Source organism: Citrobacter sp. Cpo126, from assembly GCF_030332445.1.
GTDB classification, from domain to species: domain Bacteria; phylum Pseudomonadota; class Gammaproteobacteria; order Enterobacterales; family Enterobacteriaceae; genus Citrobacter; species Citrobacter portucalensis.
The window spans coordinates 100,674-121,723 of record NZ_JAOWHT010000029.1 but is presented as its reverse complement, the minus strand read 5'-3'; the positions used below and the strand labels follow the sequence as shown (position 1 = coordinate 121,723).

The window sequence follows — 21,050 nt, the reverse complement described above, 5'->3', positions numbered from 1 at the left end:
CTTACTGGAATGAGCCGTTAAACAACACATTCTAGCCAAAAAACATCACAGATACGCACAGCAGACCGACAATCAGGGTGATCAGATTACCCACTGAACGGTACGGCTTCAGCGCCGGGATCAGATAGGTAGACAATGTCGGCATGATAAACAAAATCATGGCAATCAGCGGGCCGCTTATCGCGTAAATCATTGAAATAGCATTAGGATTAATGCAGCAGATGATAAACGTGATAGCCGAGACAAGCATGATGGACAGAGCGCGGTTAAAGGCCCGGCTTTTCTTCACACCCACCTGATGCAACGACGTTTTTACTACCTCCGTTGCCCCTTCAATCACGCCAAAGTAGGTGCCGAGGAACGATTTTGACATCGCTACGACGGCAACGATGATCCCGGAAATCGACAGCCATGCCGGCGCGTTTGGCATCATCGACAGCGCGGAAAGAATCGTCACGCCTTCATTTTTCGCGTCTTCGATATAGTTTGTCGGAATCGAAAGCAAGCAGCTGAAGACGAAAAACAGTACGCTCAGGCAGATGATAACGTAGGCTACCTTCATGATTTTTTTGCATTTACCCATGGCCTGCTCGCCGTATTTCTCTCGTCTGTCGATGGCGAACGTAGAGATAATTGGCGTATGGCTAAAAGCGAAAACCATCACGGGAATAGATATCCAAACCTGATGAAGCGTGTGCTGATCGAAAGACATCTGGCCGGTGAGTAGCGTTGGCTGCCAGCTTCCGGTCAGGTAGAGCGAAAGGAACAAAAAGTACGCGATGAGGGGGAACACCAAAAAGCCCATGACCCGAATAGTGGCTTGCCGGCCCATCAGAAAAATCAGGTTCAGCACCAGCACCACGCCAAGGCTGACCAACATGCGGATCCGCAGATCGATAGTGATATGTTTTGCCAGCTGTTCAGTGAGTGAATTGGTTATCGCTACGGCGTAGATCAGCACCACCACAAAGAAGGCAATAAAATAGAGGGTGGTGATCAGGCTGCCAATCTTCTTACCGTAGTAGTGGGTAACCGCGCCAGTGATCCCTTCACCAGCCGACGTTTTTGAGGACAGGATAAACTGGCATAGCGCCTTGTGCGGCCAGTAGGTTAAAGGCCAGGCGACGAGTGCGGTGATAAACAATACCACCGCGCCTGCAGAACCCAGCTGTATGGGTAGGAATAGGGTTCCTGCGCCGACGGCAGTCCCATATAGTGCGAAGCTCCAGAGAGTCTCTTCTTTTGACCAAAATTTCGACATTATTTGAACGTATCAACTATAAAATAAACAAAAAGAAGCGCAATTTACCACAAATGGCAGAGGCTGGGGGAGGTGTGAACAAGAGGGCGAGTGAATGGGACAATAGCCGGAACCGAGAAGATTCCGACTATTATTTTAATTATCAGGCAGTAACGCGCTGCTGGCGGCGCTTCATAACGCGCTCGCGTAACGTGTCATAAGCCCAGTTATAGAACATGGTGTACGGCAGGAAGAACAGGAAGAAACCTATTTCCAGCGTGAATGCCTGAACCAGGCTGACGTTCAGCACATACGCCACGATGCTCACCCCGATCACAATAAAACCGCTCTCGAAGCCTAACGCGTGAAATGCTCGCACTTTCGCCGTACGTTTTACCAGGTGCGACGGCCACAAACGGTCAAACAGGGCGTTATAAATGATATTCCAGATCATCGCTGTGGTGGCGAGAAGAATGGTCAGTCCGCCCATTTCCAGTACCGAGCGCTGCATCAACCATGCGGTGGTTGGTGCGAGGATCGCGGTGGCAATGCCTTCAAAGCAGACGGCATGAAAAATACGCTCAACTAACGAGCGGCGTTGGACAGTATCGTGTTGCATAACCTAAAACCTTCTTTGATGCCCGGATAACGGAATGGTGGCAATTTTATCGTTTTATGTGATATCTAAAAGATAGTATCCATCGATAAAGTAGATAGTTCATGCGTTATTCTCCTGAAGCATTAACGGCATTTGTGGAGACCGTTTCCTGCGGTTCATTTTCTGCGGCGGGCCGGCGGTTGCGTAAAAGCCAGTCCACTATCAGTACGGCCATTGCGCATCTGGAAGCCGATCTTGGTTTTGCGCTGTTTGACCGCTCATCCCGCCAGCCAACGCTGACCGAGGAAGGTAAGCGGGTGTTGGGCTATGTGCAGGCTATTCTGACGGCCAGCGAACGTCTCGATGAGGCGGCGATCTCGCTGTCGGGTGAAACTGAGGCGCGTCTGACCTTTGTGCTGTCTGACACGCTGCATCCGGATGTGCTGGAAGAGTTGATGGTGCAGTTTGATCGCAAGTTTCCCCATACCGAGTTTGAATGCCTGATTGGCGAAGATGAAGACGTGATCGATCTGCTGCAAAAAGGACGTGCTCAGGTGGGGTTGATCGAGGCGCGGGAAGATTACCCGACCGACATGGGCGTTACGCGTCTGCCGATGCAAACCTGGATGGGATTATACGTTGCAGCGTCGCATCCGCTCGCGGCTCAAGAAAAACTGCAGTGGGAGCAGCTACACACCTGGCGCGAGCTGCGCTTGAATACCTATCTGGAAAGCGGCACCAACGTGGCGCGCGGCCCCGTCTGGTCTGCTCCTAACTATCTGTTATTGCTAAGTATGGCTGTTCAGGGATTCGGCTGGTGCGCGCTCCCTTGTGCGCTGGTGGAGGAGTTTGCGGCAGAAAAACCACTGGTGCAATTAAAGATGCCTGGCTGGCCAAAGGCTATCTCTATCGATCTGTTGTGGAATAAGAAATCACCGCCTGGTGTGGCAGGAAGTTGGCTGCGTGACCATTTACAGCAGAGTGGCGTTCATATGACCAATAAGTGATACGAATTTCCTTTGTGATAAAAATCACCGTTTTTAAACAACCTTGATAACTATTTTTAACAATCATCTACTATTGCGGTGTTATTTTGCGCTGAGGTAGTGATGAAAGAGGTTGTGATCGTCGGGGCATTAAGGACACCGATTGGCTGCTTCCAGGGGACGCTGGCGCGCCACTCTGCCGTTGAGTTAGGCAGCATGGTGGTCAAGGCGTTACTGGAACGCACGGGCGTGGACGTTCACGCTGTGGATGAAGTGATCCTCGGACAGGTGCTTACCGCAGGTGCCGGGCAGAACCCTGCGCGTCAGTCTGCCATCAATGGTGGGCTACCCAATACCGTTTCCGCCATCACCATTAACGATGTCTGTGGCTCGGGTCTGAAAGCGCTGCATCTGGCGACCCAGGCTATCCAGTGTGGCGAAGCCGACATTGTGATTGCGGGCGGGCAAGAGAATATGAGCCGTGCACCGCATGTCCTTACCGATAGCCGCACTGGCGCACAGCTGGGGAACAGCCAACTGGTCGACAGCCTGGTACATGACGGTCTGTGGGATGCCTTCAACGATTATCACATGGGCGTTACCGCGGAAAACCTGGCGCGAGAATACGGAATCAGCCGCGAATTGCAGGATGCCTACGCGCTGCACTCGCAGCACAAAGCGCGGATGGCAATTGATGCCGGACGCTTTAAAGATGAAATCGTGCCGGTGGTAACACAGCGTAACGGGCAATCGTTCGTGGTGGACACCGACGAACAACCGCGTACCGATGCCAGCGCCGAAGGGCTGGCGCGTCTGGATCCTACCTTTGACAGACTCGGTTCGGTAACGGCGGGTAACGCGTCATCCATCAACGACGGTGCCGCTGCGGTGATGATGATGAGCGAGGCCAAGGCGCAGGAACTTAACTTACCTGTGTTGGCCCGTATTCGCGCCTTTGCCAGCGTCGGAGTCGACCCTGCGCTCATGGGGATTGCGCCAGTGTATGCAACACGCCGCTGCCTTGAGCGCGTGGGCTGGCAACTGGCTGATGTTGATCTTATCGAAGCTAATGAAGCCTTCGCCGCGCAGGCATTATCCGTTGGGAAAATGCTGGAGTGGGATGAACGGCGGGTGAATGTGAACGGCGGGGCCATTGCGCTCGGCCATCCGATTGGCGCTTCTGGCTGTCGTATTCTGGTTTCGCTGGTACATGAAATGGTGAAACGTCGGGCGCACAAGGGCCTGGCAACACTGTGTATTGGTGGTGGTCAGGGGGTGGCGCTCGCTATCGAACGAGACTAATCTCCGTCATACTTCAAGCTGCATGTGCGTTGGCTTTACTCGCTCACCCCAGTCACGTACTTATGTACGCTCCGGGGAATTCGCTGCGTCGCCGCGTGATTCGGCCTTACGGCCTCACCCCTTCGGGGCCAGCGCAAGCGCTGTTCAAAACGGCCGGGAAGTTTTGTCCTGCAACTCGAATTATTTAGGGTATATATTTTTCTTCTCGAACAGTTTTCTGCCGTGTTATCTCTTCCTCTATAAAAAAGCCCTCCAGCAGGAGGGCAAGGCCAGTTACAGAAACATACACTCTAAACCCTGCCAACATATCAAAACGTTGTTTCATTTCATGTGATTGATAGCGCACTTTGTTAGAAAAGGTGTGTGAATGACGTATGAGCCTGGCTGTATTTTCAATATCTTATCCCTGCCACTAATGATCTACTCTTTTGTGTTTTTATCTATCTAATTGTTTTAAATGATTTTATTGAAACCATTTTTGCGATTTATATGCGCTAGCGTGATCGCACTTACACTTTTGATAATAAGATGCGGAAAAAGTGAAACATCGTTTTATTTATAATTGAAAACACATTCAGGGAGGGATATCATGAGCGCATAAGATAAAACGGAACAGCGTTTTGCTATTCGTTTAAGCATTCACGGTCAATTTATCACTGGAGGTAAATGTGGACGTAAGACAAAGCATCCATAGTGCGCATGCGAAAACCCTGGACACTCAGGGGCTGCGTAATGAGTTTTTGGTCGAAGAAGTGTTTGTCGCAGATGAATACACCATGGTCTACAGCCACATCGACCGCATCATTGTTGGCGGCATTATGCCAGTGGCCAAAACCGTCTCTGTGGGTGGCGAAGTCGGCAAACAGCTGGGCGTAACCTATTTCCTCGAACGTCGTGAGCTGGGTGTGATCAATATCGGCGGCCCGGGCACGATTACCGTTGACGGCCAGTGCTATGAAATTGGTCATCGCGACGCGCTGTACGTCGGAAAAGGGGCAAAAGAAGTGGTATTCGCCAGTATTGATACGGCGAAACCGGCGAAGTTTTACTACAACTGCGCGCCGGCACACACGACTTACCCAACTAAGAAAGTCACGCCTGCAGACGTTGCGCCAGTGACGCTGGGTGATGACCTCACCAGTAACCGTCGTACCATCAACAAATACTTTGTGCCGGATGTTCTGGAAACCTGCCAGTTGAGCATGGGTCTGACTGAACTGGCTCCGGGTAACCTGTGGAACACCATGCCGTGTCATACCCATGAACGTCGTATGGAAGTCTATTTCTATTTCAATATGGAAGAAGACACCTGCGTCTTCCACATGATGGGTCAGCCTCAGGAAACGCGTCATATTGTGATGCACAACGAGCAGGCGGTGATTTCTCCAAGCTGGTCTATTCACTCCGGTGTCGGCACAAAAGCTTATACGTTCATTTGGGGCATGGTCGGCGAAAACCAGGTCTTTGATGATATGGACCATGTTGCAGTAAAAGATCTGCGCTAGTTGCGGGCGACAGCCGTGCCTGCTGCGGCGGGCATTATAAAAAATTAAGGATTTACAATGATTTTGAATGCATTCTCTCTTGAAGGTAAAGTCGCCGTTGTGACCGGTTGTGACACAGGTTTGGGTCAGGGTATGGCGCTGGGCCTGGCTGAAGCGGGCTGCGATATCGTCGGTATCAATATTGTTGAACCGACAGAAACCATCGAACGCGTGACCGCACTGGGCCGCCGTTTTTTAAGCCTGACCGCCGATCTGCGTCAAATCGATGGTATTCCGGCGCTGCTGGAGCGCGCAGTGGCAGAATTCGGCCATATCGATATTCTGGTCAACAACGCGGGTCTTATCCGTCGTGACGATGCGATCGATTTCAGCGAAAAAGACTGGGACGACGTGATGAACCTGAACATTAAGAGCGTGTTCTTTATGTCTCAGGCTGCGGCGAAGCATTTTATCGCTCAGGGTAACGGCGGCAAAATTATCAATATCGCCTCTATGCTTTCCTTCCAGGGCGGGATCCGCGTGCCGTCTTACACCGCATCTAAAAGCGGCGTAATGGGTGTTACCCGTCTGATGGCGAACGAGTGGGCAAAACATAACATCAACGTCAACGCGATTGCACCGGGTTACATGGCGACGAATAACACTCAACAGCTGCGTGCTGATGAGCAGCGTAGCGCAGAGATCCTCGATCGTATCCCGGCGGGTCGTTGGGGTTTACCGAGCGACCTGATGGGGCCTGTCGTGTTCCTGGCGTCCAGCGCATCTGACTATATCAACGGCTATACCGTTGCAGTAGATGGCGGCTGGCTGGCACGTTAATTCACTTTCCAGAACCGTTAAACCCTGCCCTCTGGCAGGGTTTTTTTATATTCGGATTAATAAAATCCATATTGTGGTTATAAATTATTCCATATTAAATTTCATACGTATAAATTTATTGTTTTTAATATTCTTTAATATCAACGAATTAAATTTAATTGAGTGATTGTCGGTAAATTTTAAAATTGGAATATCCATCACATAACCATGTGGTGTAGCTATTTAATCCATGTTTTTGCCGTTTCCCGCCTGACGCTTCCTGCAAGGGATCCCTTACTTTCAATGGCATGGTTACTCTGTATCTGGCAGGAAAAAATGGTCTCAATAAATAATGATGCTGCTTTAGCGCCGCGCCTAGTGCGCGATACGCGACGTATGAATATGTTTGTTTCTATCTCTGCGGCTGTCGCAGGGTTGTTATTCGGCCTGGATATTGGCGTGATTGCTGGCGCGTTGCCTTTTATCACCGATCACTTTGTGTTGACCAGCCGCCTGCAGGAGTGGGTGGTAAGTAGCATGATGCTGGGTGCGGCAATTGGTGCGCTGTTTAACGGTTGGTTGTCATTCCGCCTGGGGCGCAAATACAGCCTGATGGCGGGCGCGATCCTTTTCGTCGTCGGATCTCTGGGCTCGGCGTTTGCCTCCAGCGTAGAAATGCTCATTTTTGCTCGCGTGGTGCTGGGCGTAGCGGTGGGGATCGCGTCTTACACCGCACCGCTCTATCTCTCTGAAATGGCCAGCGAAAACGTGCGTGGCAAGATGATCAGTATGTATCAGCTGATGGTGACGCTGGGCATCGTTCTGGCCTTTTTGTCCGATACCGCGTTCAGCTACAGCGGTAACTGGCGCGCTATGCTGGGCGTGCTGGCGCTTCCGGCTGTATTGCTGATTATTCTGGTTGTTTTCTTGCCCAACAGCCCGCGCTGGCTGGCGGAGAAAGGTCGCCACATCGAAGCTGAAGAAGTACTGCGCATGTTGCGCGATACGTCAGAAAAAGCCCGCGATGAGCTGAACGAAATCCGTGAAAGCCTGAAGCTGAAGCAGGGTGGTTGGGCGCTGTTTAAAATTAACCGTAACGTGCGTCGTGCGGTTTTCCTCGGAATGTTACTGCAGGCGATGCAGCAGTTCACCGGGATGAACATCATCATGTATTACGCGCCGCGCATTTTTAAAATGGCGGGTTTTACCACCACAGAGCAGCAGATGATTGCCACGCTGGTAGTTGGCTTAACGTTTATGTTCGCCACCTTTATTGCCGTCTTCACGGTCGACAAAGCAGGACGTAAACCGGCGCTGAAAATTGGTTTCAGCGTAATGGCTATCGGGACGCTGGTGCTTGGTTATTGTCTGATGCAGTTTGATAACGGCACGGCTTCCAGTGGGCTATCCTGGCTGTCAGTTGGCATGACGATGATGTGTATTGCAGGCTATGCAATGAGCGCCGCGCCGGTGGTGTGGATCCTGTGTTCGGAAATTCAGCCACTGAAATGCCGTGATTTTGGTATTACCTGCTCCACCACCACCAACTGGGTGTCGAACATGATCATTGGCGCAACGTTCCTGACGCTGCTCGACAGCATTGGTGCCGCCGGTACGTTCTGGCTCTATACTGCGCTGAACGTCGTGTTTATTGGCATCACGTTCTGGCTGATTCCAGAAACCAAAAACGTCACGCTGGAGCATATCGAACGTAAGCTGATGGCAGGCGAAAAGTTAAGAGATATTGGGGTGTAAGTCAGACAAGCATGCCGGATAGCGATTCAGCCTTGTCCGGCCTGCGAGTGGAGTCTCTTACAGGCCGGGAAAGCGTCAACGCGACCCGGCTTTTTTATTTAGCACCTTACCCGTGCAGAAAATCTTCGCGAATTGGGGTAAAGGTATCCAACAGCGTTCCCGGTTTTAAGCAGACGCAGCCATGCATAATGTTGGGCTGTTTATACAGGGTATCGCCCGCCCTAACGATATGTTTCTCTTCGCCGATGGTAAATTCAAACTCACCGGACAACACGTAAGTCAGCTGCTCGTGCGGATGATTGTGCATCGGGCCGATTGCGCCTTGCTCGAAGTTCACCTCAACCGCCATCATGTTACCGTCGTGAGCAAGAATACGCCGGGTAACGCCATTGCCCAGATCGTCAAGCGTGGTCTCTTTATGAAAAATAAACATCCGGCCTTCCTGTAATTAATTAAAACAATGTTTCATTAAAGCTATATCAGAAAATTAAAAAAAGAAATGCACGCCAACAGATGTGGAAAGTTGATCACATCTTTGGTTCACTGGAGAGACAACAACGAGTCAGGGGAAATGATGAAAACGATCGGTCTGTTAGGCGGTATGAGCTGGGAATCTACCATTCCTTATTATCGACTCATTAATGAAGGGGTAAAACAGCGTCTGGGTGGTCTGCATTCGGCACAGATTCTGTTGCACAGCGTGGATTTTCACGAGATTGAAGTCTGCCAGTCAAGCGGTGACTGGCAGCGAGCTGGTGAGATCCTCGCGCAGGCCGCCACAGGGCTACAGCAAGCCGGGGCGCAAGGAATTGTTTTGTGTACCAATACCATGCACAAAGTTGCAGAGGCGATTGAAAGCGCCTGTGATGTGCCGTTTCTGCATATTGCTGACGCGACGGGGCGGGTGATACAAAAGCAGCAGATGAACAACGTGGCGCTACTGGGTACGCGTTACACCATGGAGCAGGATTTTTACCGCGGGCGTTTACAGACTGAATTCGGCATTAGCACGTTGATCCCTGAAGCTGATGATCGTCAGAAAATAAACCAGATTATTTTCGATGAGCTGTGTCTCGGTGAATTCAGCGAGGCTTCCCGCGATTATTACCTGGGCGTCATCGACCAACTGGCGAAACAGGGGGCGCAAGGGGTGATCTTTGGCTGTACCGAGATTGGTCTGCTGGTTCCCACCGAGCTAAGCCCACTACCGGTTTTCGACACTGCGGCAATCCATGCGCAAGATGCGGTGGCGTTTATGCTTTCGGCTGCGGATGCAAAATAGCCTCCAGCGGGTCAATAAGCCTCGGTAGATGGGCTTGCAGATGCGCCGTAAAAGCATCAACCAGCGCCGAGGCGGGGCGATGAAGCGGGTGAATCAGGCTGACTGTAAAGGGTACCGAAATACTGAAGCGGCGGATAACGACTCCGCTGCTGGCGTAATCCAGCGCGGTCAGTGGGTTCACCACCGAGATCCCCACGCCTGCCCGCACCATTGCACAAATTGAAGCGGCGCTATGGGTTTCAATCACCATGCGGCGCTTCACCTGGTGCTCATTAAACAGGGTATCCAGTAGCTGACGGTAGCTGTCGGTACGCGACAGGCTGATGTAGTTTTCTCCCTGAAAATCCTGCGGCGTTAACACCGCTTTCTTAGTCAGCGGATGGCCCAGCGGCAGCACGCACACTTCATCCAGCGCCAGCAATTCGGTGCGTTTCGTTCCGGCAGGCGTATGCAGCGTTTCCGTTAACCCCAGATCGTGGCGCTGCGCCGACAGCCACTCTTCCAGCAGCGGTGACTCCTGCGGCACTATCTGAATATTGACTTGTGGATAGCGTGCGAGGAATGGCTGCAGCAGCGGCGGTAAAAAAGACTGTGAGAATACCGGCAGGCAAACAATCGACAATTCGCCCTGGCGAAACTCGCGCAGGCTTTCGGCGGCGCTCACAATTCTGTCCAGGCCATACCACGAACGTTGCACCTCTTCAAACAGACGTAACCCTTGCACGGTTGGGTGCAGTCGGCCACGCGTACGTTCAAACAGCGTTAATCCCAGCACTTTCTCGAATCGGGCCAGTTCCCGGCTGACGGTGGGCTGCGAGGTATGTAGCATGCGCGCGGCTTCTGTCAGATTGCCTGCCGTCATGATGGCGTGAAAAATTTCGATGTGTCGCAGGTTAACGGCGGGCATGGGCAATCCTCAAATGAATCAATCCATATCATTTTTGCATAGACTCACGATAAAACGATATTTTTTATTCTTTTCGGGCTGTGGCGTAATCATAAAAAAGCCAATACCGGAGCACACCATGCCACGCCCACTCAATAGTACTGACACTGACCTGACCGCCGACAACCTGCTGCGCCTGCCTGCCGAATTCGGCTGCCCGGTGTGGGTCTATGATGCGCAGATTATCCGCGGGCAGATTGCCAAATTGAGTCAGTTTGACGTGGTGCGTTTCGCCCAGAAGGCATGTTCGAATATTCATATTTTGCGCCTGATGCGCGAGCAGGGCGTGAAGGTTGATTCCGTCTCGCTTGGCGAAATTGAACGTGCGTTGGCGGCAGGCTTCGTACCGGGGAAAGATGAAATCGTCTTTACCGCCGATATGATTGATGAAGCGACGCTCGCGCGGGTGCATGAATTGAGCATTCCGGTAAATGCCGGGTCGGTGGATATGCTGGAACAACTGGGCCAGGTCTCGCCGGGCCATCGCGTGTGGCTACGCGTAAACCCTGGCTTTGGGCATGGGCACAGTCAGAAAACCAATACCGGCGGCGAAAACAGCAAGCACGGGATCTGGTATAGCGATCTTCCCGCGGCGCTGGAGGTGATTCAGCGCTATAAGCTGAAGCTGGTGGGGATTCATATGCATATCGGCTCCGGCGTGGACTATGCGCATCTGGAGCAGGTGTGCGGTGCGATGGTGCGCCAGGTGGTTGAATTTGGCCAGGATCTGGAGGCGATCTCCGCGGGTGGCGGTTTATCAATCCCGTATCGCGAAGGCGAAGAGGCGATCGATACCGATCACTACTTTGGATTGTGGAACGCTGCGCGTGAACAGATTGCTAAACACCTGGGTCACCCGATCGCGCTTGAGATAGAGCCGGGGCGTTTTCTGGTCGCGGAAGCTGGCGTGTTAGTGGCGCAGGTGCGTAGCGTAAAAGAGATGGGTAGCCGCCACTTTGTGCTGATCGATGCGGGCTTCAACGATCTAATGCGCCCGGCCATGTACGGTAGCTATCACCATATCTCCGCGCTGGCAGGGGATGGTCGTTCTCTGGAACACACCCCGCAACGGGAAACCGTGGTAGCCGGGCCGCTGTGTGAATCTGGCGACGTGTTTACCCAGCAGGAGGGCGGAAATGTGGAAACCCGTCTGTTGCCTGCGGTGGTGCCGGGCGATTATCTGGTGCTGCATGATACTGGGGCGTACGGCGCGTCAATGTCGTCAAACTACAATAGCCGTCCGCTGCTGCCGGAGGTTTTGTTCGATAACGGTGTGGCGCGGCTAATTCGCCGTCGCCAGACCATTGATGAGCTGTTAGCGCTGGAATTAATCTGATTACAGCGTTGTGAAATGCCGGATGGCGCTACGCTTATTCGGCCTACGAGATTAACTGCGCCGCCATCCGGCATTTGATTACTTAAAGTATGGCCCGAGCGTTACTGAGTCACGTAGTACCAGTTTGCCGGTAAACGGTGGGATTGGCTCGACGCTCTCGCCGTTGGCCAGCCGGATAGCCTGGTCGATTGCCGTGGTTATCATGGTATCAATCGGCAGATAAACGGTAGACAGCCCCGGCTCCAGCCATTTGGCGCTGGGCGCATCATCAAAACCAAACAGTGAGACGTCCGTTGGGATCCTCAGCCCGGCCTGATGTAACGCTTTTGATGCGCCTAATGCCATGTCATCGTTACAGGCGAACAGGGCGCTGAATCTCACCCCTTCCTCCAGCAGTTCACGGCAGGCCTCATAGCCTCGCGTCATCGTGGAGTCGCCGTATTTGACCTTATCGGGATCCCAGGGAATACCGTTTTTTTCCAGCGCCTTACGATACCCCATCAGGCGGGATTTACCGGTAGGCGTATGGCCTGGCACAGTGATACAAGCAATATCGCTATGTCCCTGCGAGATCAGATAATTGACCGCCTGATAGGCCGCGTCTTCCTGTTCAAAGAAAATTGCGCGATCGCGGGCCTGGCTGACATCACGGTTGATGACCAGCAAGGGCATAGCAATGCTGTTCATCAACGACATAATCGCCTTTTCACTCATATAGCGGGTATAGAGAATAATGGCGTCGCACTGCCTGTCCGCCAGCATTTGCACGGCTTCCTGCTCACGCTCTGGTGTGTCGTGTCCGTCGGTGACGATCAACTGCTTGCCGTGAGATTCCGTCTGGCGTGAAGCCTGTTGCAGCAGGCGGCCAAAGTAGAATCCATCAAATGTGGAAACTACCAGACCAATGCTGTTGCTGGTGCGGTTTGCCAAAGAGCGCGCTAAAAAATTAGGCCGATAATCAAGTGCCTGCATGGCCTTAAACACTTTCTGGCGCGTGCTCTCTTTTACCTGACCCGTGCCATTCAGTACGCGCGAAACGGTTGCTTTTGAGACGCCTGCGTGTCGTGAAACGTCCAACATCGTAGTCATAACGCTATCCTGGTTAATCGTTTGACGATGAATTCCCCGGCTCTGTCAGCGTCGAAACGGAATGGCGACGCACCAGAGTTGGGTTAAAAACGTGGGTAATTTCAGGCACGGGACGCTTCTCCGCCAGCGCGAGCGCCAGTTCGGCAGCCTGGGTTGCCATCGTCACGATCGGGTAGCGCACCGTGGTCAGACGCGGGCGCACGTAGCGGGAAACCAGCACATCATCAAAACCAATCAGCGAGATTTCTCCCGGCACATCAATGCCGTTATCATTCAATACGCCCATGGCACCAGCCGCCATTGAGTCGTTGTAGCAGGCTACCGCAGTGAAGTTTTTGCCACGGCCAAGTAACTCGGTCATGGCCTGCTCACCGCCACTTTCATCCGGTTCACCAAACGTTACCAGTCGATCGCTGACAGGAATATTGCTCTCTGCCAGCGCGTCGTAATAGCCTTGCAGACGATCTTCAGCATCTGAAATCGTGTGATTGGAGCACAGATAGCCAATGCGCGTATGGCCCTGCTGAATGAGGTGTCGGGTCGCGAGCCAGGCGCCGAAACGGTCATCAAGGGCAACGCAACGTTGTTCGAATCCCGGCAGAATTCGGTTAATCAATACCATGCCGGGGATTTGCTTCATGAGCGATGCCAGCTCAGCATCCGGGATAATTTTTGCGTGGACAACAAGGGCTGCGCAGCGGTGGCGAATGAGCTGTTCAATCGCCAGTCGTTCCTTCTGTTCGTTATGGTAGCCGTTACCAATCAGTAAAAAATTACCGGTGTTATACGCCACCTGCTCGACAGCTTTAACCATTGCCCCAAAAAATGGATCGGACACATCACCTACCACCAGACCGATGGTTTCAGTGGATTGTTGTGCCAGCGCACGCGCATTGGCGTTGGGGTGGTAGCTGAGTGATTCCATTGCACTCGTTACGGCCAGGCGCGATGCTTCGCTGGCTTTAGGGGAATCATTAATCACTCGAGAAACGGTGGCGACTGATACACCAGCTAGTCGGGCTACATCCTTTATGGTCGCCATGATAGTACCTGTTGTGGGTAAACGCTTACATTCCGTCAGTGTTACGGAAAATGGCTGGCTGTTCAAGCAGATTGCCCGTCAGAACGTCGCAAATGTGAGCGCACACGAGCGAAGTAAGACAGAAAATAGAAAATGCTAATTTTTGCTTACACTTTGCGATGTGCTGTTGCGATTGTTCGCTGGTGAGGGAACTGAGCAGATTGCTAGAGTTGAGATCCCAGAGGTATTGATAGGTGAAATCAACTTTCGGGTTGATCACTAGAATTACACCAGCCTGCGCAGATGCGCAGGTTTTTTTTTACCTTCAGCCTATCTGTAACAGTAACCGATAATTTACACAACTCGTTGCATTTGGGTTCATTCCTTTGCGTTTTCGCACTGGCGTATCTGGCTGCTGACGACCACAATCAAGATCCCAGAGGTATTGATTGGTGAGATTATTCGGTACGCACTTCGTACCTGTCTCTTGCACCAACCTGCGCGGATGCGCAGGTTTTTTTTCGGATTGTATTTACCAGTTACCTGTCGCGCCCATTCCCCAACTCGTATACTCTCCCACCATTGATGTTCATATAATTAATGGCACAGGGAGTTGAGATGCTATTTGGCTTTTTTCGTAATCTGTTTCGCGTGCTTTTCCGCGTTCGCGTCACGGGCGATGTCAGCGCGCTACAGGGAGAACGCGTTCTAATCACTCCCAACCATGTCTCATTTATAGACGGCATCCTGTTGGCGCTCTTTTTACCGATTCGTCCCGTCTTCGCTGTTTACACCTCGATCAGCCAGCAATGGTATATGCGCTGGCTAACCCCGCTGATTGATTTCGTACCGTTAGATCCAACCAAACCGATGTCGATTAAACATCTGGTTCGTCTGGTCGAACAGGGCCGTCCGGTGGTTATTTTCCCGGAAGGACGTATTTCGACCTCCGGCTCGTTAATGAAAATTTATGACGGTGCGGGGTTTGTTGCCGCTAAGTCGGGGGCGACGGTGGTCCCTGTGCGCATTGAAGGCGCGGAGCTTTCCCGCTTTAGCCGCCTGAAAGGTTTGGTTAAACAGCGATTCTTCCCGCGCATCCGCTTACACATCCTACCGCCCACACAACTGCCGATGCCGGAAGCTCCGCGTGCTCGCGATCGCCGCAAAATTGCCGGAGAGATGCTGCATCAAATTATGATGGAAGCACGCATGGCGGTTCGTCCGCGTGAAACGCTATACGAGTCGCTGCTGGCGGCGAAATACCGTTTTGGCGCAGGCAAAAACTGCATTGAAGATGTTAACTTTACCCCGGACAGCTACCGCAAGCTGCTGACAAAGACGCTCTTTGTGGCCCGTATTCTGGAAAAATACAGTGTCGAAGGTGAAAAAATCGGCCTGATGCTGCCAAACGCGGGGATCAGCGCAGCGGTCATTTTTGGCGCCATTGCGCGCCGACGCATTCCGGCCATGATGAACTACACCGCGGGCGTGAAAGGATTAACCAGTGCCATTACTGCGTCTGAAATTAAAACGATCTTCACATCCCGACAGTTTCTCGATAAAGGCAAACTCTGGCATTTACCGGAACAGCTCACCCAGGTGCGTTGGGTTTATCTGGAAGACTTAAAAGCTGATGTGACCTTTAGCGATAAGCTGTGGATTTTCTCACATCTGCTGGCACCGCATCTGGCGCAGGTGAAGCAGCAGCCGGAAGACGCTGCGGTGATCCTCTTTACTTCTGGTTCAGAAGGCCATCCGAAAGGTGTGGTTCACAGTCATAAAAGCATTCTGGCGAACGTTGAGCAGATCAAAACGATTGCCGATTTCACCGCCGATGACCGTTTTATGTCGGCGCTGCCGCTGTTCCACTCCTTTGGCCTGACGGTGGGATTATTCACGCCGCTACTGACTGGCGCAGAAGTGTTTCTTTATCCCAGCCCGCTGCATTACCGCATTGTGCCAGAGCTGGTATACGACCGGAACTGCACCGTGTTGTTTGGTACTTCAACGTTCCTCGGCAACTACGCGCGTTTTGCGCATCCGTACGATTTCCACCGCCTGCGCTATGTGGTGGCGGGAGCGGAAAAACTTCAGGACAGCACAAAGCAGCTGTGGCAGGAGAAATTTGGCCTGCGCGTTCTTGAAGGCTATGGCGTGACGGAATGTGCGCCGGTTGTGTCGATTAACGTACCAATGGCGGCAAAATCGGGAACGGTAGGGCGCATCTTGCCTGGTATGGATGCTCGACTGTTGGCCGTTCCGGGAATTGAGGACGGTGGGCGTTTACAGCTGAAAGGTCCTAATATTATGAGCGGCTATTTGCGCGTCGAAAAACCTGGCGTGCTGGAAGTGCCGACAGCAGAGAATGCGCAAGGTGAGATTGAGCGCGGCTGGTATGACACCGGAGACATCGTGCGCTTTGATGAAAACGGCTTTGTACAGATTCAGGGGCGCGCTAAGCGTTTCGCTAAAATTGCCGGAGAGATGGTTTCGCTGGAAATGGTTGAGCAACTGGCGTTGGCGGTATCCGCAGACAAAATGCACGCTACGGCGATCAAGAGTGATGCCAGCAAAGGTGAGGCGCTGGTGCTGTTCACTACCGACAGCGAGCTGACACGTGAAAAACTACAGCAGTATGCGCGGGCGCACGGTGTACCTGAACTCGCCGTACCGCGTGATATTCGCCATCTGAAGCAACTCCCCATACTCGGCAGCGGTAAGCCGGATTTTGTTACGCTGAAAAGCTGGGTCGATGAGCCGGAAAAACAACATGAGTGAGTCAGTGCACACTAACACTTCAATCTGGTCCAAAGGGATGATGTCCGTTATCGCCGCGCAGTTTCTGTCGGCGTTTGGCGATAATGCGTTGCTGTTTGCTACGCTGGCGTTGCTGAAAGAACAATTCTATCCGGACTGGAGTCAGCCAATCCTGCAAATGGTGTTTGTGGGCGCTTACATTCTGTTTGCTCCCTTTGTGGGACAGGTGGCGGATAGCTTTGCCAAAGGCAGAGTGATGATGTTCGCGAACGCTCTGAAACTGCTGGGCGCGGCGAGTATTTGCTTCGGCATTAATCCGTTTCTTGGGTATACGCTGGTGGGGATCGGCGCGGCGGCATATTCACCGGCCAAGTACGGCATTCTCGGTGAACTGACTACCGGCGACAAACTGGTGAAGGCTAACGGCCTGATGGAAGCCTCCACCATTGCCGCGATTTTGCTCGGTTCTGTCGCCGGCGGCGTTCTGGCCGACTGGCACGTGATTGCCGCGCTTTCTGCCTGTGCCCTGGCCTATGCTGGCGCGGTGGTGGCTAACCTGTATATCCCGAAACTGGCCGCGGCTCGTCCTGGCCAGTCCTGGCATCTGGGGAAAATGACGCGCAGTTTCTTCTGTGCGGCTTCATCGTTGTGGCGTAATGGCGAGACGCGTTTCTCGCTGGTGGGAACCAGCCTTTTTTGGGGCGCGGGCGTTACGCTGCGTTTTCTGCTGGTGCTGTGGGTCCCGGTGGCGCTCGGCATCACCGATAACGCCACGCCGACCTACCTCAATGCCATGGTAGCGATCGGGATTGTGGTCGGTGCGGGTGCGGCAGCGAAGCTGGTAACGCTGGAAACCGTTTCGCGCTGTATGCCTGCGGGGATCCTGATTGGCGTCGTGGTGCTGATTTTCTCTCTTCAACATTCGCTGCTTCCGGCCTACGCATTGCTGATGCTTATCGGCGTGTCGGGTGGCTTCTTTGTGGTGCCGCTGAATGCGTTGCTGCAGGAACGGGGTAAGAAAAGCGTCGGCGCGGGTAATGCGATAGCGGTGCAAAACCTGGGTGAAAACAGCGCGATGCTGTTGATGCTGGGGATTTACTCACTGGCGGTGCTGGTGGGGATCCCGGCAGTTGCGATTGGTATTGGATTTGGTGCGCTGTTTGCGCTGGCGATTGCGGCGCTGTGGATTTGGCAGCGCCGCCATTAGTCTGTTGTATGCTGATGCCGGATGGCGGCGTTGCTTTATCCGGCCTACAGGATGCTCACTTTGTAGGCCTGATAAGCGTAGCGCCATCAGGCGCTAACTGTTACGGTGCAGGATAGGTATACACCTGATGCACCGCTTCAATCTCCGCCAGTACTTCTTCGCTCAACTCCAGATGCAGACTTTCAACGTTGGTTTTTAGCTGCTCCATCGTCGTGGCGCCCAGCAAAGTGCTGGCGACAAACGGCTGACGATGCACGAATGCCAGCGCCATTTGCGCAGGATCCAGATTATGGCGTTTCGCGATATCCACATAGGCCGCAACGGCTTTCTGCGTCTGCTCGCCGCTGTAGCGCGTGAAACGACTAAACAACGTATTGCGTGCACCGGCAGGTTTCGCGCCGTTCAGGTATTTCCCGGTTAACGTACCGAAGCCCAGGCAAGAGTAAGCCAGCAGCTCAACGCCTTCATACTGGCTCACTTCAGCCAGTCCAACCTCAAAGCTGCGGTTCAGCAGGCTGTAGGGGTTCTGGATGGTGGCGATGCGTGGCAGATCGTGTTTGTCCGCCAGGTGTAGATAGCGCATCACGCCAAACGCGGTTTCATTAGAAACGCCGATGTAGCGAATTTTCCCAGCGCGCTGAAACTCGGCCAGTGCGTCCAGCGTATCGAGAAGGGAAATGACCGGCGCGGAGTCTGTCCAGCTGTAGCCTAACTTACCAAAACAGTTGGTCGGGCGCTGCGGCCAGTGAACCTGATACAGATCCAGATAATCAGTTTTCAGTCTTTTCAGGCTGTCGTGCAGCGCTTCACGGATATTTTTACGGTCCAGCGCCTGATTCGGTCGAATGCCGCTGTCGTTGTTACGTGATGGTCCGCTGACCTTAGACGCAACGATCAGCTTTTCGCGGCTGCCGTGTTTGGCGAGCCAGTTACCTACGTAGGTTTCGGTGAGACCCTGGGTTTCAGGACGCGGCGGTACCGGATACATCTCGGCAACGTCGATCAAATTAATGCCCTGTGCTACGGCATAATCGAGCTGTGCATGTGCGTCGGCTTCGCTGTTTTGTTCACCAAACGTCATTGTGCCCAGCCCCAGTGTACTGACTTCCAGCGAGCTGTGGGGTATACGGTGATATTGCATAGCCGTTTCCTTTTTATAATCACGACATAAGGATTATAAAAATGGCTGAGGGAAGAGAAAAAGGGAAGTAAAATTGTTAAGGCCAGCGCGCTGCTGACCTCAACCATCAGCGTTCAATGATTTGAGACACATCATCGCGGTTAATCTGCATCGCATTGCCCTGCTGGTCGTGATAGCTCACCAGACCAGTATCATCGTCAATTTCTGGTTTTCCATCGGTCAGGATCATTCGACCATCTTTTGTCGCCATAACATAATCGCTGCTGCATCCGGAAACGGCAAAAGCCAGTCCTACGGCGGAAATCAAAACTGCCCATTTTTTCATCTGCTTATCCTCACATGGCCTGCGTCTGACAATAGTTTAGTAATAACGCGAAGTTGTGCAGGGTGAAAGCAGTAAAATCTTAAACTGTGAGAAGGGGTAGGTGTGGCTGGCATTCGCTCCCCTTGCGGGGAGCGATGGATTTCATCAGAGCGGATTTTTTTTATTACGCCACAGGTTCAGGGTCTCTACCGCGATAGAGAAGAACATGGCGAAATAGATATATCCTTTTGGAACGTGGACGTCGAAACTTTCCAGAATCAGCGTAAAACCGACCAGAATCAGAAACGAGAGCGCCAGCATTTTTACCGAAGGGTGGCGATCGACAAACTCACCAATCGGGCGAGCAGCAAACATCATCACGCCTACGGCAATCACCACCGCCGCCATCATGATAAACAGATGATCGGACAAACCAACCGCAGTAATCACGGAATCCAGACTGAAGATAATGTCTAACAACATGATCTGTACAATCGCGCCCAGGAAAGAAGATACACGGGTTTTTAACCCCTCTTCCTCACCTTCAATGGATTCGTGGATCTCTTTACTGGCTTTCCAGATCAGAAACAATCCCCCCAGCAGAAGGATCAGGTCGCGTGCTGATATCGCCTCGCCAAACAGCTCGAATAACGGGTTTGTCAGCCGCGTTACCCAGGCGATAGAAGCCAGCAGTGCCAGACGCATGATCATCGCCGCCGCCAGCCCAATACGTCGGGCATGATTGCGTTGCGCTGTCGGGAGTTTGGCTACAACCAGAGAAAGGAAAATAATATTGTCGATCCCAAGAACGATCTCCAGCAGCGTCAGCGTACCGAGCGCAAGCCAGGCGTTAGGATCGGTTATCCATGCAAATAACATCGAACAAAGTCCTGCCAAAAAAAAGAAGCGGTAATTATAGGCCCGTAACGCGGCGGGTGAAAGGCCGGACGGTGCCTATTGCGCCTGGAACAAGAAATGTCGCTCAAGCAATGCGCGGGTGAAGTTCTTTTTCAGGTAAAAGCCGCGTGGCAGGGTCAGGATGGGTTCGCCGTTGGCGCCAATGGCCTCGGTAAGCGCGCGGGCGTTGGCGGCTTTAGGACGCAGTTGCAGTACTTCCCCATGGCGAGCGGTGATGCGTTCGACATGTCCTAACACAATCATGTCCATTAACTCTTCCCAGTCCAGACGCAATTGCCGGTCTTCTTCTTCATTCGGGCTCCACAGCAGGGGAGAGCCGACGCGGCGCTCAGCCAGAGGGATGCTGCGTTCGCCTTCTACCGGGATCCACAGAACACGTTTGAGTTTGTGCCGTACATGGCTGGTTTCCCAGGTGACGCCGGTATTGCCGGTTAACGGCGCCACACACACAAAGGTGGTTTCCAGCGGTCTGCCAAGACTGTCCACAGGGATCGTTTTCAGCTCCACGCCCAGCGCCGCAAAATCCTGCTCTGGTTTACTGCCCGCGCTGGCACCGAGCCAGATTTCCAGCAGGACGCCAATCCAGCCTTTATCGCGCTTAAGATCCTTCGGCGTAACGATTCCCGCCATTGCCGCTAATTCTCCTAACGCGTAGCCCGAAAGCTGCCGTGCCTGGCTCAGCAACTGGGCTTCAGATTCAGGGGGAGAAAGCAACGGACGGAGTTCTGGCATCGGTTAACCCTTAGGTGAAAAAATGAGCAATGATTTTATACCGTGTGGACAGAGTTTATCTTTTTCCACATGCTTTATTCAATTCTATGATTTATATTGGTTTTTAGATTCACGTTCGCAGAGTTGCGCAACA

General features: G+C 52.7%; 19 protein-coding genes. 9 read left to right on the top strand and 10 right to left on the bottom strand.

What is annotated here, in order from left to right; all coding sequences use genetic code 11:
• Nucleotides 1–31: 31 nt before the first annotated feature.
• Together OGY17_RS07310 and OGY17_RS07305 are read right to left on the bottom strand one after the other, a co-directional pair.
• Nucleotides 32–1,261 (bottom strand): amino acid permease, encoded by a 1,230-nt coding sequence (locus OGY17_RS07310; RefSeq protein WP_008785724.1) that lies wholly within the window; start codon nt 1,259–1,261, stop codon nt 32–34.
• Nucleotides 1,262–1,403: 142 nt separating this feature from the next.
• Nucleotides 1,404–1,859 (bottom strand): multidrug/biocide efflux PACE transporter, encoded by a 456-nt coding sequence (locus OGY17_RS07305; RefSeq protein ID WP_008785723.1) that lies wholly within the window; start codon nt 1,857–1,859, stop codon nt 1,404–1,406.
• A gap of 101 nt (nt 1,860–1,960) precedes the next feature.
• On the opposite strand from OGY17_RS07305, the gene OGY17_RS07300 reads away from it, so the two are divergent.
• The 5 genes from OGY17_RS07300 (at nt 1,961) to araE (ending at nt 8,184) form a co-directional block, all read left to right on the top strand.
• Complete coding sequence (locus OGY17_RS07300; RefSeq protein ID WP_191215427.1) at nt 1,961–2,845, top strand: LysR family transcriptional regulator; 885 nt, start codon at nt 1,961–1,963, stop codon at nt 2,843–2,845.
• A 102-nt stretch (nt 2,846–2,947) separates the two neighbouring features.
• Nucleotides 2,948–4,126, top strand: coding sequence for an acetyl-CoA C-acetyltransferase (locus OGY17_RS07295; protein ID WP_032944867.1), 1,179 nt, complete (start codon nt 2,948–2,950; stop codon nt 4,124–4,126).
• Nucleotides 4,127–4,794: 668 nt separating this feature from the next.
• Nucleotides 4,795–5,631 carry a 5-dehydro-4-deoxy-D-glucuronate isomerase gene (gene kduI, locus OGY17_RS07290; RefSeq protein WP_048215619.1) on the top strand — a complete coding sequence of 279 codons (837 nt, stop codon included), beginning with the start codon at nt 4,795–4,797 and terminating at the stop codon, nt 5,629–5,631.
• Nucleotides 5,632–5,688: 57 nt separating this feature from the next.
• Nucleotides 5,689–6,450 (top strand): 2-dehydro-3-deoxy-D-gluconate 5-dehydrogenase KduD, encoded by a 762-nt coding sequence (kduD, locus tag OGY17_RS07285; protein ID WP_003033923.1) that lies wholly within the window; start codon nt 5,689–5,691, stop codon nt 6,448–6,450.
• 315 nt (nt 6,451–6,765) lie between these two features.
• The gene (gene araE, locus OGY17_RS07280; protein ID WP_191215428.1) at nt 6,766–8,184 is read left to right on the top strand and encodes an arabinose-proton symporter AraE; all 1,419 of its coding nucleotides are present in this window, start codon (nt 6,766–6,768) and stop codon (nt 8,182–8,184) included.
• 106 nt (nt 8,185–8,290) lie between these two features.
• On the opposite strand, the gene OGY17_RS07275 is transcribed toward araE, so the two are convergent.
• On the bottom strand, nt 8,291–8,617 hold the full coding sequence (locus OGY17_RS07275; protein WP_048225407.1) for a cupin domain-containing protein: 327 nt from the start codon (nt 8,615–8,617) through the stop codon (nt 8,291–8,293).
• A 141-nt stretch (nt 8,618–8,758) separates the two neighbouring features.
• On the opposite strand from OGY17_RS07275, the gene OGY17_RS07270 reads away from it, so the two are divergent.
• Nucleotides 8,759–9,466: an aspartate/glutamate racemase gene (locus tag OGY17_RS07270; RefSeq protein WP_191215791.1), complete on the top strand. Its 708-nt coding sequence runs from the start codon at nt 8,759–8,761 to the stop codon at nt 9,464–9,466.
• Here the strand turns inward: OGY17_RS07270 and OGY17_RS07265 are convergent.
• Nucleotides 9,438–10,373 (bottom strand): LysR family transcriptional regulator, encoded by a 936-nt coding sequence (locus OGY17_RS07265; RefSeq protein WP_286606762.1) that lies wholly within the window; start codon nt 10,371–10,373, stop codon nt 9,438–9,440. The two genes, OGY17_RS07270 and OGY17_RS07265, sit on opposite strands and share 29 nt — an antisense overlap.
• A 118-nt stretch (nt 10,374–10,491) precedes the next feature.
• On the opposite strand from OGY17_RS07265, the gene lysA reads away from it, so the two are divergent.
• Nucleotides 10,492–11,748: a diaminopimelate decarboxylase gene (lysA, locus tag OGY17_RS07260; RefSeq protein WP_191215429.1), complete on the top strand. Its 1,257-nt coding sequence runs from the start codon at nt 10,492–10,494 to the stop codon at nt 11,746–11,748.
• Nucleotides 11,749–11,826: 78 nt separating this feature from the next.
• Here the strand turns inward: lysA and OGY17_RS07255 are convergent, their stop codons facing one another.
• Both OGY17_RS07255 and galR read right to left on the bottom strand, forming a co-directional pair.
• Nucleotides 11,827–12,837, bottom strand: coding sequence for a LacI family DNA-binding transcriptional regulator (locus OGY17_RS07255; RefSeq protein ID WP_174771111.1), 1,011 nt, complete (start codon nt 12,835–12,837; stop codon nt 11,827–11,829).
• A 13-nt stretch (nt 12,838–12,850) separates the two neighbouring features.
• Nucleotides 12,851–13,879, bottom strand: a complete 1,029-nt coding sequence (galR, locus tag OGY17_RS07250; protein WP_191215430.1) for an HTH-type transcriptional regulator GalR — start codon at nt 13,877–13,879, stop codon at nt 12,851–12,853.
• A 597-nt stretch (nt 13,880–14,476) separates the two neighbouring features.
• Here galR and aas point away from each other — a divergent pair.
• On the top strand, nt 14,477–16,636 hold the full coding sequence (aas, locus tag OGY17_RS07245; protein ID WP_191215431.1) for a bifunctional acyl-ACP--phospholipid O-acyltransferase/long-chain-fatty-acid--ACP ligase: 2,160 nt from the start codon (nt 14,477–14,479) through the stop codon (nt 16,634–16,636).
• Nucleotides 16,629–17,822, top strand: coding sequence for a lysophospholipid transporter LplT (lplT, locus tag OGY17_RS07240; RefSeq protein ID WP_008785713.1), 1,194 nt, complete (start codon nt 16,629–16,631; stop codon nt 17,820–17,822). Before aas ends, lplT begins: the two co-directional genes overlap by 8 nt.
• Before the next feature lie 100 nt (nt 17,823–17,922).
• Here lplT and OGY17_RS07235 read toward each other — a convergent pair whose 3' ends face one another.
• From OGY17_RS07235 to mutH, 4 genes are all read right to left on the bottom strand, one after another.
• Nucleotides 17,923–18,963, bottom strand: coding sequence for an NADP(H)-dependent aldo-keto reductase (locus OGY17_RS07235; protein ID WP_286606756.1), 1,041 nt, complete (start codon nt 18,961–18,963; stop codon nt 17,923–17,925).
• Nucleotides 18,964–19,069: 106 nt separating this feature from the next.
• Nucleotides 19,070–19,288, bottom strand: a complete 219-nt coding sequence (ygdR, locus tag OGY17_RS07230; protein ID WP_000758660.1) for a lipoprotein YgdR — start codon at nt 19,286–19,288, stop codon at nt 19,070–19,072.
• Nucleotides 19,289–19,432: 144 nt separating this feature from the next.
• Entirely contained in the window at nt 19,433–20,146 is a 714-nt protein-coding gene (locus tag OGY17_RS07225) for a TerC family protein (RefSeq protein WP_003033961.1), read from the bottom strand.
• A gap of 75 nt (nt 20,147–20,221) precedes the next feature.
• The gene (gene mutH, locus OGY17_RS07220; RefSeq protein ID WP_003033965.1) at nt 20,222–20,917 is read right to left on the bottom strand and encodes a DNA mismatch repair endonuclease MutH; all 696 of its coding nucleotides are present in this window, start codon (nt 20,915–20,917) and stop codon (nt 20,222–20,224) included.
• Between the last annotated feature and the right edge of the window lie 133 nt (nt 20,918–21,050).